Annotated in this window: 12 protein-coding genes; 5 read left to right on the top strand and 7 right to left on the bottom strand. The window is 56.3% G+C overall.

The genetic code is table 11. The features are described from left to right. Positions 1 to 46 precede the first annotated feature (46 nt). The 5 genes from AC559G_RS02845 to mltB all read right to left on the bottom strand — a co-directional run bounded on the left by AC559G_RS02845 (position 47) and on the right by mltB (position 7,029). Entirely contained in the window at positions 47 to 883 is an 837-nt protein-coding gene (locus tag AC559G_RS02845) for a MurR/RpiR family transcriptional regulator (protein ID WP_498911137.1), read from the bottom strand. Between the two features lie 188 nt (positions 884 to 1,071). After that, positions 1,072 to 1,722 (bottom strand): formate dehydrogenase-N subunit gamma, encoded by a 651-nt coding sequence (gene fdnI, locus AC559G_RS02840; protein WP_498911135.1) that lies wholly within the window; start codon positions 1,720 to 1,722, stop codon positions 1,072 to 1,074. Further along, positions 1,715 to 2,602, bottom strand: a complete 888-nt coding sequence (fdxH, locus tag AC559G_RS02835; protein ID WP_498911134.1) for a formate dehydrogenase subunit beta — start codon at positions 2,600 to 2,602, stop codon at positions 1,715 to 1,717. Before fdxH ends, fdnI begins: the two co-directional genes overlap by 8 nt. 12 nt (positions 2,603 to 2,614) lie before the next feature. After that, on the bottom strand, positions 2,615 to 5,662 hold the full coding sequence (gene fdnG / locus AC559G_RS02830; RefSeq protein ID WP_498911132.1) for a formate dehydrogenase-N subunit alpha: 3,048 nt from the start codon (positions 5,660 to 5,662) through the stop codon (positions 2,615 to 2,617). 284 nt (positions 5,663 to 5,946) lie between these two features. Then, the gene (mltB, locus tag AC559G_RS02825) at positions 5,947 to 7,029 is read right to left on the bottom strand and encodes a lytic murein transglycosylase B (protein ID WP_498911130.1); all 1,083 of its coding nucleotides are present in this window, start codon (positions 7,027 to 7,029) and stop codon (positions 5,947 to 5,949) included. Between the two features lie 220 nt (positions 7,030 to 7,249). Here mltB and AC559G_RS02820 point away from each other — a divergent pair, with 220 nt between their 5' ends. Both AC559G_RS02820 and ypdK read left to right on the top strand, forming a co-directional pair. Next, the gene (locus AC559G_RS02820) at positions 7,250 to 7,699 is read left to right on the top strand and encodes a DUF805 domain-containing protein (RefSeq protein ID WP_498911128.1); all 450 of its coding nucleotides are present in this window, start codon (positions 7,250 to 7,252) and stop codon (positions 7,697 to 7,699) included. A 279-nt stretch (positions 7,700 to 7,978) separates the two neighbouring features. Then, entirely contained in the window at positions 7,979 to 8,053 is a 75-nt protein-coding gene (gene ypdK / locus AC559G_RS02815; RefSeq protein WP_438597611.1) for a membrane protein YpdK, read from the top strand. Between the two features lie 100 nt (positions 8,054 to 8,153). On the opposite strand, the gene alaC is transcribed toward ypdK, so the two are convergent. Next, on the bottom strand, positions 8,154 to 9,395 hold the full coding sequence (gene alaC, locus AC559G_RS02810) for a pyridoxal phosphate-dependent aminotransferase (protein ID WP_498911126.1): 1,242 nt from the start codon (positions 9,393 to 9,395) through the stop codon (positions 8,154 to 8,156). A 659-nt stretch (positions 9,396 to 10,054) separates the two neighbouring features. Between alaC and AC559G_RS02805 the strand changes: the two genes are divergently transcribed. Next, positions 10,055 to 11,734: a LytS/YhcK type 5TM receptor domain-containing protein gene (locus AC559G_RS02805; protein ID WP_498911275.1), complete on the top strand. Its 1,680-nt coding sequence runs from the start codon at positions 10,055 to 10,057 to the stop codon at positions 11,732 to 11,734. Beyond that, positions 11,731 to 12,468 carry a LytR/AlgR family response regulator transcription factor gene (locus AC559G_RS02800; RefSeq protein ID WP_498911124.1) on the top strand — a complete coding sequence of 246 codons (738 nt, stop codon included), beginning with the start codon at positions 11,731 to 11,733 and terminating at the stop codon, positions 12,466 to 12,468. Before AC559G_RS02805 ends, AC559G_RS02800 begins: the two co-directional genes overlap by 4 nt. Before the next feature lie 7 nt (positions 12,469 to 12,475). On the opposite strand, the gene AC559G_RS02795 is transcribed toward AC559G_RS02800, so the two are convergent. Then, on the bottom strand, positions 12,476 to 12,814 hold the full coding sequence (locus AC559G_RS02795) for a DUF2502 domain-containing protein (RefSeq protein ID WP_498911122.1): 339 nt from the start codon (positions 12,812 to 12,814) through the stop codon (positions 12,476 to 12,478). Between the two features lie 398 nt (positions 12,815 to 13,212). On the opposite strand from AC559G_RS02795, the gene AC559G_RS02790 reads away from it, so the two are divergent. After that, a complete protein-coding gene (locus tag AC559G_RS02790) occupies positions 13,213 to 14,442 on the top strand; it encodes an OFA family MFS transporter (protein WP_498911120.1) in 1,230 nt (409 codons plus the stop codon). The last annotated feature ends 66 nt before the right edge of the window (positions 14,443 to 14,508 follow it).

The raw sequence follows: 14,508 nt of genomic DNA, 5'->3' as shown, positions 1-14,508 counted from the left end.
CTGCCCTACCGCACGTACGGGTTTGGCACAGCATCAAGCAGATTAATTAGCCAACGTTGGTCAACGCCAGGGAAACCGCCAGCGTTTGCGCCAGGCACATGGAAGCGACCTGGGAGCGGAAGCCATCCACCTGCGCCTCGCGCACCACAAAACACACGTCGCTGAAAGCGGCCAGCGGACTAACCTGGCTATCGGTAATCGCTATCTGGCGCGCGCCGCGCTTCGCCCCCAGCGCCACCAGTTCGATGGCTTCCTGGGCATAAGGCGAATAACTGATGGCGATCACCACATCATTAGGGCTGACCATGCTCAATTGCTCAGAGAACATGCCGCCAAGACCATCGATCAGGAACGCCCGGCGTTCCAGGTGCCGCAGGGCATAGGTCAAATAGCTGGCGACGCTGAATGAACGGCGCAGGCCAATAACATAAATATTTTCCGCCTGCGAAAGCAACGCGACCGCCTGATCGAGCATTTCCGGCTTGATTTGGGCTGGGAGCTGTTGCAGCGCCTGGGTGTTCACCATGGAAAAAACGTTCAGGATCTCTGCCGGTTTTTCCGGCGCGGCGTTCCCTTCCTGTACGGAAGTCTGGCGGAACAGGCGAGCGCGCTCCGTATAGCTGACCGTCTCTTCCATCAGGTGCTGGCGGAAAACCTGCTTCATCTCGTTGAAACCGCTGAAGCCAAAAGCATTGGCAAAGCGAATCAGCGTCGACGGAGGAACGTCGGCATGCTGGGCAATGGATGCCACCGTATCAAAAGCCACGCTGTTGCTGTTGTCTAATATATAGCGCGCGACCTGTTTAAGACGTTTGCTCAGCGTATCGTAACGGCTACGGATATCTTCCTGAAGTAGAGACAGTTGCGTTTGATTATTCGGCATGGCGGTGCTCATGTGGAAATAAAATAAAAATTTCGCGTAACAGCCATTCTAGCAAATATGGGCGAATTTTCATTCGAAATTGGGCGAGTATTGACTGAATTGTGAAACGAGGCGCGGCCCGCGCAAATACGCCGGGCTGAAGTGAATACGGTGCCGGGCAACGGCGAACCCGGCACCGGAGCAGGCGCTTACACCCCGCCCTTTTCTTCCTGTGTTTCTTTGGCTTCGATCTGGCGATACCAGCGCGGATGGTGCTTCTTCGCCCAGCGGCGGCTGACCTTGCCTTCAATCATGCCTTTTATCGAACCTTTCACCCAAAAGGCCATGTACATATGAATCAAAATGGCATGGATCAGCACGATGCCCGCCGTGGCGTGGATCAACAACGCAATGCGGATCCACATAATCGGGAAGAACGGCGCAAAATACGGCCGCCAGATAATCACCCCGGTAACCAGCAGCACAAAAATCAGGCTCATGATGCTCCAGAACATCATCTTCTGCCCGGCATTGTATTTGCCGACGTCCGCCACCTTGTGCTCATTGCCTTTCAACACCTCGACGATGCCTTTGATCCACGGCAGATCTTCCTTTTCCGGGATGTTATGTTTTACAAAGCGGAAAAACATAAACACCAGCGCCAGGAAAATCACCACGCCGAAAAACGGGTGCAGAATGCGCCCCATCTGCGGCGTGCCGAAGGTTTCCGTTAGCCACTGCAACGTGGGGAAGAACAACGCAATCCCCGAGAGCGCCACCAGGAAGAAGCAGATCACCACCGTCCAATGACAGGCGCGATCGATGAACCGGGTGCGAACAATCATCTTGCTTTTACTCATGACCATTCTCCTCATCGTCATCCTCGGTCTCATTGTTTGGCCCAATGCCGATGTAGTGGAAAATCAGGCTGGCGAAGGTGGCGATAAAGCCTGCGGCCGCCAGGGGTTTCAACACGCCTTTCCACAGGTTGACCGGCATAGCGATCTGCGGCTCTTTGGGCAGGTTGTGATAAAGCTCCGGCCGATCGGCATGGTGCAACACGTACATCACATGGGTGCCGCCCACGCCCTGCGGGTTGTAAACGCCGGCCTTCGCATAGCCGCGCTTTTGCAGATGCGCAACCCGTTGCGCCCCCAGATCCAGCATGTCTTGTTTGCTGCCGAAGTGGATGGCGCCGGTTGGGCAGGTCTTCACGCACGCCGGCTCCTGCCCCACGGTAACGCGGTCGACGCACAGGGTGCATTTATATACCCGGTGATCGTCCGGGTTCAGGCGCGGGATGTTGAACGGGCAACCGGCGATACAGTAGCCACAGCCGATGCAGTGCTCAGACTGAAAATCCACAATGCCGTTGGCATACTGGATAATCGCCCCGGCCGAAGGGCAAGCCTTCAGGCAGCCCGGCTCGGCGCAGTGCATACAGCCGTCTTTGCGGATCAGCCACTCCAGCTTGCCGTTCTGTTCGGTTTCGCTAAAGCGCATCAGCGTCCAGGATTTGGCGCTCAGATCGGCCGGGTTATCGTAAACGCCGGTGCAGTGCCCCACCTCGTCACGAATATCGTTCCATTCCGAACAGGCCACCTGGCAAGCCTTGCAGCCAATGCAGATGGAAACGTCAATTAGCTTGGCGACTTCTTCCTTATGGGAACGGGCCTGCGGCGGCGGCGTCATCGCATTGGTGGCCGAACGTTTGATAATGTCTTGGGATTGCATGGACATAAATTCGGCTCCTTACACCTTTTCCACGTTCACTAAGAAAGCCTTATACTCCGGCGTTTGCGAGTTGGCATCGCCCACCGACGGTGTCAGAGTATTCGCCAGGAACCCCTTGCGGGTTTCACCTTCAAAGCCCCAGTGGCAAGGAATGCCGATCGTTTCCACCTCACTGCCGTTAATCAGCAGCGGCCGAATACGCTTGGTCACCACCGCTTTCGCCTTGATAAAACCGCGTTTGGACGAGATGCGAACTTCGTCGCCCTGAGCAATACCTTTGCGGCTAGCCAGCGCTTCGCCAATCTCGATAAACTGCTCCGGCTGAACAATGGCGTTTAGCCGCGCATGTTTGGTCCAATGGCGGAACAGTTCGGTGATCGAATACGTCGTGGCGACATAGGGGAACTCCTCCGCACGCCCCATATTTTGCAAATCGTCAGCAAAAATACGCGCGGCCGGGTTGGAAACCACAGCCGGGTGCAGCGGATTGGTGCCGATCGGCGTTTCAACCGGTTCATAGTGTTCCGGGAACGGGCCGTCGTTCATTTTATCCAGCGCGAACAAACGGCCGACGCCTTCCTGGTTCATAATAAACGGCCCGACGCCGCTGCCTGGCGCGGCCTGGCTGTAATCTGCCACGTCAAACCCCACCCATTTGGCGCCGTCCCAGCGGATGATTTCGCGTTTGGCATCCCAGGGTTTGCCCTGCGGATCCACCGATGCACGGTTATACAAAATGCGGCGGTTGGCCGGCCATGACCAGGCCCAGCCTGGCGTGCAGCCCAGCCCGGAAGGATCGCTATTGTCGCGGCTATCCATCTGGTTGCCTTGCTCCGTCCAGCTCCCTGCATAAATCCAGCAGAAACTGCTGGTTGAGCCGTCCGCTTTCAACTGGGAAAACGCGCTAATCTGCTGCCCTTTTTTCACCACCACATTGCCGGCGGCATCGGTAATATCCGCCAGGGCTTTGCCGTTGGCTTCGCGGGCGATCTCTTCTGGGGTGGGATCGGCCGGATCATGATAATCCCAGGCCATATTCAGCACCGGCTCTGGGTTGGCGCCGCCTTCCCGGCGGTACATGTCGCGCAGCCGGGTAAACAGGCGGCCGATAATCTTGCCGTCGTGCAACGCCTCGCCCGGCGGCTCCGCCGCAGCCCAGTGCCACTGCAGCCAACGGCCGGAGTTGGCGATCGAGCCGTCTTCTTCGGCAAAGCAGGAGGACGGCAAGCGGAACACTTCGGTCTGGATATCCGCCGGATTAATGTCATTCATCTCGCCGTGGTTCTGCCAGAAATTGGAGGATTCCGTCACCAGCGGATCGATCACCACCATGTATTTCAGCTTCGCCAGCGCCCGCGCCGATTTATTCTTATCCGGGAACGCCGCCAACGGGTTAAAGCCCTGAACGATATAGCCGTTCATTTTGCCCTGAGCCATCAATTCCGCCTGCGTCAATACGTCATACAGGCGATCCCACTTCGGCAGCCAGTCATAGCCCCACTGGTTTTGCGCACTGGCCTTATCGCCCCAAAAGCTTTTCATCATACTGACGAAAAAGTTGGGCGTGTTGTGCCAAAAGTTGACTTCGTTCTGCCCCAGGCTGGCCGGCGTGATTTGCGTGATATAGCTCTGGTAATCGGCCTGCTTTTCAGAAGGCAACGGCATATAGCCGGGAAGGTTGGTGGAGAGCAGGCCCAGATCGGTATAGCCCTGAATGTTCGAGTGGCCGCGCAGCGCATTGACCCCGCCGCCAGGCATGCCGATATTGCCCAACAACAGCTGCACCATCGCCGCACAGCGGATGATCTGCGCGCCGCCGGAATGGTGCGTCCACCCCAGAGCGTACAGAATGGTTGCGGTGCGGTCGGGGGCGCAGGTTTCGGCCAATAACGCGCAGATTTTCAGAAAGTCGTCTTGCGGTGTGCCGCAAACACGGTTGACCAGCTCGGGCGTGTAACGGCTGACATGCTGTTTCAACAGGTTCCACACGCAGCGCGGATCGGTCAGCGTGCTATCACGCCGCGCATAGCCTTGTGCATCAAGCTGATAGAACCAAGTGTGTTTGTCATATTGCCGTTTTTCTGCATCGTAACCGCTGAACAGCCCATCGTGGAAGGTATAATCCTCCCGCACTAGGAAGCTGGCATTGGTGTAATTCTTCACGTACTCCGATTGAATTTTATTATTTTCAATCAGATAGTGAATCACGCCCAGCAGGAAAGCGGCGTCGGATCCGGCGCGGATCGGCGAATAGAGATCCGCCACGGCGGCGCTGCGGTTAAAGCGCGGATCCACCACCACCACGGTGGCGTCATTTTGCGTTTTCGCTTCTATCACCCATTTAAATCCCACCGGGTGCGCTTCCGCCGCATTGCCGCCCATGATCAACACCAGGTTGGCATTTTTAATATCGACCCAGTTGTTGGTCATCGCACCGCGGCCAAAGGTGGGCGCCAGGGCTGAAACCGTCGGGCCATGGCACAAACGGGCCTGGCAATCGATCGCCACCATGCCGAGCGCGCGGGTGAATTTTTGATCCAGCAGCCCGGTTTCATTACTGGCGGCCGAAGAGCACAACATGCCGGTGGTCGTCCAGCGGTTGACGGTAACGTTCTGCGCATTCTTTTCAACAAAGTTGGCGTCGCGATCGTCTTTCATCAGGCGGGCGATGCGTTCAATCGCCTCCTCCCAACTGATGCGTTGCCAGCGATCGGTGCCGGGCGCGCGGTACTGCGGATAGCGCAGCCGGTTTTCACTGTGAATATAATCCAGCACCCCAGCCCCTTTCGGGCACAGTGAGCCGCGGCTCACGGGGTGATCCGGATCGCCCTCCACGTGGAAGATACTCTCGCGCACGTTCTTGGCCCCATCCCCCATGCTATAGAGGATCACCCCGCAGCCCACTGAACAATAGGTGCAGTTGTTTCGGGTTTCTTTTGAACGCAAGAGTTTATATTGGCGTGTTTCGGCTAACGCGATTGAGGGGGTGAATCCAAGGGCGGCGACGGTTGTACCCGCCATCCCGCCGGCACAAATCCTAAAAAACTGCCTTCTGCTTACCCGCATCGGGCTCCTCCATGCTTACATTCAAATGAAGCTCATACAATGTGGACACGTATTACCCACGTAAATTAAATGGCTAAAAGACCTTTTATTTTGTATGACAATGGTAGCACGAAGCGGGTTTTGATTTGGCGCAAATAATTACGCTATTCAAGCAAAAGGTGACTTACCGCACATCTTCATCACGTTCATCACGCTGGCGAGCGGCAGGCTGGAATAGGATTAGCCAGCCCCCGAGGGGCTGGCGTGTTTTATACATTGCAGGAAGGATAACGCAATAACCCAGTTTAATTCACCCCGCGGGCGGCGCGGCTGACTGCCTCACCCAGTTGCCATACCGCCATGGCGTAGTGGGTGCTGTGGTTATAGCGGGTAATCACATAGAAGTTCGGCAAGCCAAACCAATATTGATAGCTGCTGCCCATATCAAGGCGCAGCAGGCTCACTTCTTGCTCCCCGGCCAGCGGGCTCTGTGGGGTTAAACTGGCCTCGCGCAGGGCGGCCACGTTATAGCGTGTCTTAAAGCCGTTTGCCAACCCGGGCGCCTGACCATTGGCGGCCACCGCCACGCCGGCGCCTGGCTGCCAGCCGTGCGCCTTGAAGTAGTTGGCCACGCTGCCGATAGCATCCACCGGATCCCACAGGTTGATATGACCATCGCCGTTAAAATCAACCGCGTAGTTTTTGAATGACGAAGGCATAAATTGTCCATAGCCCATGGCGCCGGCATACGAGCCACGCAGATCCAACGGATCGTCCTGCTCTGTACGGGCCATTAACAAGAATGTTTCCAGTTCACTGCTGAAAAACTCGGCGCGGCGCGGGTAAGCAAAGGCCAGAGTCGCCAGGGCATCGATGATGCGCGTTTTCCCCATCACGCGCCCCCAGCGGGTTTCCACCCCAATAATGCCGACGATAATTTCCGGCGGCACCCCATATATTTGCTGGGCACGTTGCAGGGCGTCCTGATACTGGTTCCAGAACACTACGCCGTTTTGAACATTATCCGGCGTAATAAATTTGCCGCGGTAGCGGAGCCACGCGCCGTTCGGGCCGGATGGCGGCAGCGCCGTCGGCGCCTGCTGATCCATCAGGCGCAATACCCAATCCAGTTGCTTGGCCTGCGCCAGCACGTCGTGCAGTTGCTGGCGCTCAAAACCATGTTCCCGCACCATTTTATCGATAAAGCGTTCCGTCGCCGGATTAGCGGCGAAATCCCCGCTCAGCGGGCTAACGCTATGCTCTGGCGTCAGCAGAAAGCCCCCGTTTTTAGCCGCCGCCGTTTGCGGGGAGGCGATAGTCGGTTTCGGATTGCTGCTGCAGGCAGCCAGCAAGGTGATCAAAGGTAAAAGAGCAGCCAAGTGACGCATCGGATATCCATCGTAGCCATGCCAGTGAGAGTAAGCGTTATGTTAATGCATTGTTCGGTGTGAACAAACTGGATTCTGCCGCCGGCGATAGGGCCAAACCTCAACTTTAGATAAATGAGCATTGTTGCCACGTTGACGCCCGCCCCGCTGGCTATAAAATACCGGCTGGCGCAGGCTGCGCCACCTGTCATCACAGTGCTCATAACAATGGACGGTTATTTTGGAAGATCTCAGACACATCGCCAAAGCGGCGTACCACGGCCGTATTCCCCGCAGGCGCTTTGCAATCTCGCTGATGGTGTTCATTATCGGCTTCGCACTGCTGTCGTTCTTGTCGCCTTATCTGGACAAAAATGCTTTTCGCGCACCGATGCAAAGCGATATCGCCGCGTTTTTCTCGGTATTGTTATATCTGCTGTGCATCCTGGCGTGGTCGTTGTTTTGTTACGGCCTGGTGATCTGGTTCATCGCCAAAATCGCTTGGCGTTTTAATCACATTGGCCTTCCCGGTTGGCCGATTGCCCTGGTGTGCTATGGCTGCGCAGTGCTTAAGAATTACTCCCCCGGCCCGCTGGCACACTGGCTGCCGCTCATTAGCCTGATAGCGATAATGTGCGCGCTGCTTCTGCCGCCGAATCTGTTGCGCCGCAAGCCGCCCCATCACGACTAGCACACAGTCCATCGGGCAGAAACGGTTAAGAAACCATCAATAAATGTGATCAAATACACAGTATTGAAATCATTCCGGCATTGAGAGTACATTAGCGCCGATCCTGCCGTGGCTCACGTTAACCTCAAGGACAAGGAAACACGGCAACAGGGTGATTTGCAGCCGCAGGCATTGTTGTTCCTGATTTGAACAACCACCGGCAGGCCGCGAAAACCCATAAAATCTCAGCACAACAATCGGGATCGTTGCTGGCGAGGAACTCCAAACGGGAGTTATTCCGTGAAATATTTTTTGATGGGCGTGTCGTTTATGCTGGTTGCATGGGTTGGCACCTTCATGTTTATGGTCTCCTGAGCCGCTAATCACCAGGCAAGGGGCATTCAGCCCCTTTCAAATGCAAGAAACCCCAAGGTTAGCCCCCTGGGGTTTTTTATTGCCGGCCGCTGGCGGCCAATTATTTCTCGGCGGCGGCCATGCTGTGTTTCGCCCCTGGCTTGAGCAGCCCGTCTGCGCGGAACATCGCTTTAATCCCGCGCACCGCCTGGCGAATGCGATCCTGGTTTTCGATCAGCGCAAAGCGCACGTGATCGTCGCCGTAATCGCCAAAGCCGATGCCCGGCGACACGCAGACTTTCGCCTCCGCCAGCAGGCGTTTGGCGAACTCCAGCGAGCCCATGTGCGCGTAAGGTTCCGGGATTTTCGCCCACACGTACATCGAGGCTTTCGGGTTTTCCACCATCCAACCGGCTTCATGCAACCCTTTCACCAACACGTTGCGCCGCTGGCGATACTGCTCGGCAATATCCAGCACGCACTGCTGGTCCCCTTCCAGGGCGGCGATGGCCGCCACCTGCAGCGGGGTGAACGTGCCGTAGTCGTGGTAACTTTTAATGCGCGTCAACGCGCTGACCAATTCCTGATTGCCCACCATAAAGCCGATGCGCCAACCCGCCATATTGTAGCTTTTCGACAGCGTGAAGAACTCCACCGCGATGTCTTTGGCGCCGGGCACCTGCATGATCGACGGGGCTTTCCAGCCATCGTAAACGATATCGGCATAGGCCAGATCGTGGATCACCAGCACGTTATATTGCTTCGCCAACGCCACCACGCGCTCAAAGAAATCAAGCTCGACGCACTGCGCCGTTGGGTTGGACGGGAAGCCGAGGATCATCATTTTCGGCCGCGGGATCGTCTCGCGGATGGCGCGCTCCAGCTCACCAAAGAAATCACCGCCTTCCACCAGCGGCACCGAGCGCACCTGGGCGCCGGCGATCACAGCGCCGTATATATGGATCGGGTAGCTCGGGTTTGGCACCAGCACGGTATCGCCATGATCGAGCGTGGCCAGCATCAGGTGCGCCAGCCCTTCTTTTGAGCCGATGGTGACAATGGCTTCGCTTTCCGGATCGATCTCAACCTGATAGCGATCCTGATACCAACGCGAAATCGCGCGGCGCAGACGCGGGATGCCGCGTGAAGTCGAGTAGCCGTGGGTGTCGTCACGCTGGGCCACAGTGCAGAGTTTTTCCACAATATGCGGCGGCGTTGGGCCGTCGGGGTTACCCATGCTGAAGTCGATGATGTCTTCACCACGCCGGCGCGCAGCCATCTTCAGTTCGGCGGTGATGTTGAATACGTAAGGGGGGAGACGTTCGATGCGCGTAAAACGACGCGGACTGTGATTATCAGCCATAGGTTCCTCGGGGGATACGTTAGCGCCCGGACCGTCCGAGCGACGCTGGCCACCGTTTTCGTGGCCGGAAATTGAACATAACCCAGCGCGGCTGGGCTGTCGAGCCCCAGAAACATAATTTTACCTTGTCACGATGTCCACGCCGGCACGCCTCAAGGCTGGTCATCGGCAGCCATACCCAACGCAACGTTTATATGAGCGCACTGGCAGAAACTAAAAGAGGAAGTTCCGTATGAATAGCATTTATTTATTACCTCAATAATCGCAAAGACTGACTAACACCCGTAAAACAACAACATAACCGGACTTTGTGAGTAATTACCTGTTATTAGCGTGGCAGGAAACATTACGTCATGCCTGCGGGATGGCGTTTCCGCAGGTAAGCGGTGCGATACGGTGATGGAAAAGCGCAGCCAATCGGGCAAAAACTACATCCCCTTTTCTTAACTAAGGCTTCCTCTATTTGCGATAGGCCGCCGACGATATGGTATTTTTGCACAGTGAAGTGTTCCCGCGCGGGAAAACGAACGCCGTTGGGCAAAATACGGCCGGCCTGCAATAACCCGCACCGTGCGGCGGTTTGCCCGCCGCACGCTCTCATATATACTCGCTTTCTCTTTTTGCTACAGCGAGAGCGCCCTGTGCACCCGTTTTTTGAAATGCTGCTTGCGGTGTTTGATCGCGCCGCCCTGATGTTGATTTGCCTGTTCTTCCTCACCCGCACCCGGCTGTTCCGCCAGCTATTGCAGAAAGAAGAACACACGCCGTTGGAACTGGCGGCGGTCACGGCCATCTTTTCGTTGTTCGCCCTGTTCAGTACCTATTCCGGCATCAACGTTGAAGGCTCGCTGGTTAACGTGCGGGTGATCGCCATCATGGCCGGCGGCATTCTGTTCGGCCCGTGGGTTGGCATCATCACCGGGGTGATCGCCGGGCTGCATCGCTATTTAATTGATATTGGCGGCATTACGTCTGTGCCCTGCCTGATCACCAGCATTATCGCGGGCATCAGCGCCGGCTATATCAACCTGAAGGTGAAAAAAGAGCAGCGCTGGCGCGCCGGGATCGTCGGCGGCATGCTGTGCGAAAGCCTGACTATGCTGCTGATTGTGCTGTGGGCAACCCCCACATCGCTCGGGCTGGATATCGTTTCCAAGATTGCGCTGCCGATGATCCTGGGCACGGTGTGTATCGGCCTGATCGTGCTGCTGGTGCAAAGCGTGGAAGATGAAAAAGAAGTGATCGCCGCCCGCCAGGCCAAGCTGGCGCTGGATATCGCACGCAAAACCCTGCCCTATTTCCGCAACGTTAACAGCGAAGCGCTGGCCACCATCTGTGAAATTATCCGCCATGACATCAAGGCCGACGCGGTGGCGATGACCGATACGCACCAGGTGCTGGCCTACGTTGGGGTTGGTCAGGAGGCCTACCCCATCGGGCGCGAAGGGCTTAGCCGCGTAACACGCGAAAGCATCCGGCACGGCAAAATCATCATCAAAAACAACCTGGAAAACCCGGCCACGCCGCAGATCCACTCGCAGTTGGTGATCCCGCTGTGGGAAAAAGGCAACGTGTCCGGTGCGCTGAAAATTTACTACTGCCACGCGCACCAGATCACCAATACGCTGAAGGTCATGGCCGTCGGCCTGTCGCAAATCATCTCCACCCAGATGGAAGTTTCGCGCATTGAACACCTGCGCCAAATGGCGGATAAAGCGGAAATGCGCGCGCTACAAAGCAAAATCAACCCCCACTTCCTGTTCAACGCGCTGAACGCCATTTCCTCGTCAATTCGTCTGAACCCGGATACCGCGCGCCAGCTGATTATCAACCTGTCGCGCTACCTGCGGTACAATCTTGAATTAAACGACGAATTTATTGATATCCGCAAAGAGCTGCACCAAATCCAGGACTACATCGCAATTGAACAGGCGCGCTTCGGCAGCAAGCTGACGGTGATTTACGACATTGATGATGATATTTCGGTGCGCATCCCCAGCCTGCTGATCCAGCCGCTGGTAGAGAACGCCATCGTTCACGGCATCCAGCCCTGCAAGGGGAAAGGGGTGGTGGTGATCGCGGTGAAAGATCAGGGGGAATGCATCCGGATTTCGGTAAAAGATACCGGCAATGGTATTGAGCAGCAGGTGATCGACCGCGTTGCGCGCAACGAAGTGCCAGGCCACAACATCGGCCTGCTGAACGTGCACCACCGGGTTTCACTACTGTACGGCAAGGGGCTGTGTATCCGCCGCCTGGAACCGGGCACCGAAATTGTGTTTTATGTCACCAGAAACGGCAGCAAACTGCAGGCAGAAACCGCGGGGGAACAACCATGAAAGCCATTATTGTCGAAGATGAATTCCTTGCGCAGGAAGAGTTGAGCTACCTGATAAAAAAGCACAGCAATATCACCATTGAAGCCACCTTTGAAGATGGGCTGGACGTGCTGAAATACCTGCAAAACCACCAGGTGGACGCCATTTTCCTGGATATCAATATTCCCTCGCTGGACGGAGTGCTGCTGGCGCAGAACATCAGTAAATTCGCCCACCGCCCGGCGATTATTTTTATTACCGCCTACAAGGAACATGCGGTTGAAGCCTTCGAGATCGAAGCTTTTGACTACATCCTCAAACCGTACCATGAGGCACGCATCGTCACCATGCTGCAAAAACTTGAGGCGCTGCACAGCCGGCAGGCCGCCAGCGCGGCGGAACAAGCCCTTCCGGCCAGCCGTGGCGGTCACAGCATCAACCTGGTGAAAGATGAACGCATCATCGTGACGGATATCAACGATATCTACTATGCCGCCGCTGATGAAAAGGTCACGCGGGTATATACCCGGCGTGAAGAATTCGTCATGCCAATGAACATCACCGAATTTTACAGCAGGCTGCCGGAAGAACATTTTTACCGCTGCCACCGCTCCTACTGCGTCAACTTATCGAAAATCCGCGAGATCGTTCCGTGGTTCAACAACACCTATATTCTGCGGCTGAGCGACCTGGAGTTTGAGGTGCCGGTCAGCCGCAGCAAAGTGAAAGAGTTCCGCAAATTAATGCGCATCTAATTCGTTACTACCGCGGCGGACCACGGCGATCGTCGCGATCATGGTGATGATCGTGGTCGTGATAATCCCGGTGCGGCGGGCGATCACGCCATCCACGTGGCGGCGGTGGCGGCGGCACGTAATAGACACGTGGCGGCGGCGCATAATAATAGCCGTCACGCGGCGGATAATGCCGGTGCCACCAACCGGGCTCGCGCCAGCGCCCCCCGTCCCAGTAATAACCACGGTCATCGCGATCGCCGATATGCAACGATACGCCTGGCACACTCACACCGATGGAGATATCCGCATGGCTGATCATTGGCCATGGCAACAGCACGGCCAGTAATAGCAATACTTTCTTCATTCTTTCTACTCCTGCATTGCGGACATGGTCCGGTTGCAGACAACATAGAGCGGCCCCCTGCGCCGCTCTATAGGAACAATACCAATTTACGTCTTAGCGCCCCAATCTTCACATTTTTCATACAATTCACCGCCGCCGGCACCCAATAAATTGTTGATATGTTTGATGTAGATCACATGTCAACGGCGGTATTTCGCGCCCTTTTCGGCCCAAAATCGGCACTTCATGCAGCCTCTGATGCATTTCATTCCTCTGCGGCGGCAGCTCATTCCCGAACCGGCATTCCATACCGACGCCCCCTTTATAATAAGCCCATACCGCGGGGCTTTCGCAGGCTACCCGCCCCGAACCACCCGCCGCTATTCCGGCGCGTTATTACAGAGGAAGGAGACCGGCCGATGAGCATCAAACCGGTAAATCGTAGCTTAATCGTTTTTGGCACCATCATTTGCCAGATGGGCCTGGGCACTATCTACACCTGGAGCCTGTTCAACCAACCGCTGGTGGATAAGTTCCACTGGGGGCTGGGCGATGTGGCCACCACGTTCTCCATCACCAGCTTCTTCCTGGCGTTCTCCACGCTGTTTGCCGGCAAGCTGCAAGAACGTTTCGGCATCCGCAACCTGACCCTGGCGGCCGGGGTGCTGGTTGGCCTGGGGTTGATCGCCAGCGCCTACGTCAGCTCACTGACCATGATTTACCTGCTAGCCGGGGTGATCGTCGGCCTGGCGGTGGGGATCGCCTATATTTCTACGCTATCGAACCTGATCAAATGGTTCCCAGCCAACAAAGGGCTGATTTCAGGCATTTCGGTCGGCGCGTTCGGCTGTGGCAGCCTGCTGTTTAAATACGTGAACTCCGCGCTGATCGCCGGCGCCGGCGTGTCTGCGGCATTCTTCTACTGGGGCGCGATCATTATGGCGCTGATCGTTTTCGGCTCGCTGTGGTTGAAAGAGCCGGCCAGCACCCAGAGTGCAGCGGGCCAATCCAGCGCACCGCACAGTGATTACAGCGTGCGCCAAATGTTGGCGACCAAAGAAGCCTATCTGCTGTTCGCTATTTTCTTTAGCGCCTGCATGAGCGGCCTGTACCTGATCGGCATTGTCAAAGACATGGGTGTGCAACTGACCGGCATGGATTTGGCCACCGCGGCCAACACCGTTTCCGCCGTGGCCATCTGCAACACCGCCGGCCGCATCATCCTGGGCACACTGTCGGATAAAGTCGGCCGCATGCGGGTGATCAGCTTCACTATGCTGGTTACCATTCTGGCGGTGGTTGCCCTGAGCGTCTTCCACCTCAGCCATACCGCTTTCTTCCTGTGCGTGGGCGCCGTGGCCTTCTGCTTCGGCGGCAACATTACCGTTTTCCCGGCCATTATCGGTGACTTCTTCGGGATGAAAAACCACAGTAAGAACTACGGCATCATTTATCAGGGGTTTGGGCTGGGCGCCATGGCGGGTTCTTTCATCGCCAAATACTTCGGCGGCTTCCACGCCACTTTTATTGTGATTACGGCGCTGTCCATCGCCTCGTTGCTGATTACGCTGTTCATTAAGGCGCCGCACGGCAGCAGCGACAAAACGCAAAGCGGCGAACGCCCGCAGTTGGCGCAGGCTAACGCCTGATTCGAACCCGCCAAAAAAAAGGATGCGGCCAAACGGCGGCATCCTTTTTCTTTTGGGTAACGGCCA

The organism is Gibbsiella greigii (genome assembly GCF_039540155.1).
Classification (GTDB): Bacteria; Pseudomonadota; Gammaproteobacteria; order Enterobacterales; family Enterobacteriaceae; genus Gibbsiella; species Gibbsiella quercinecans.
Note: the sequence above shows the minus strand (reverse complement) of the source record. Positions and strands in the feature narration are given on the sequence as shown.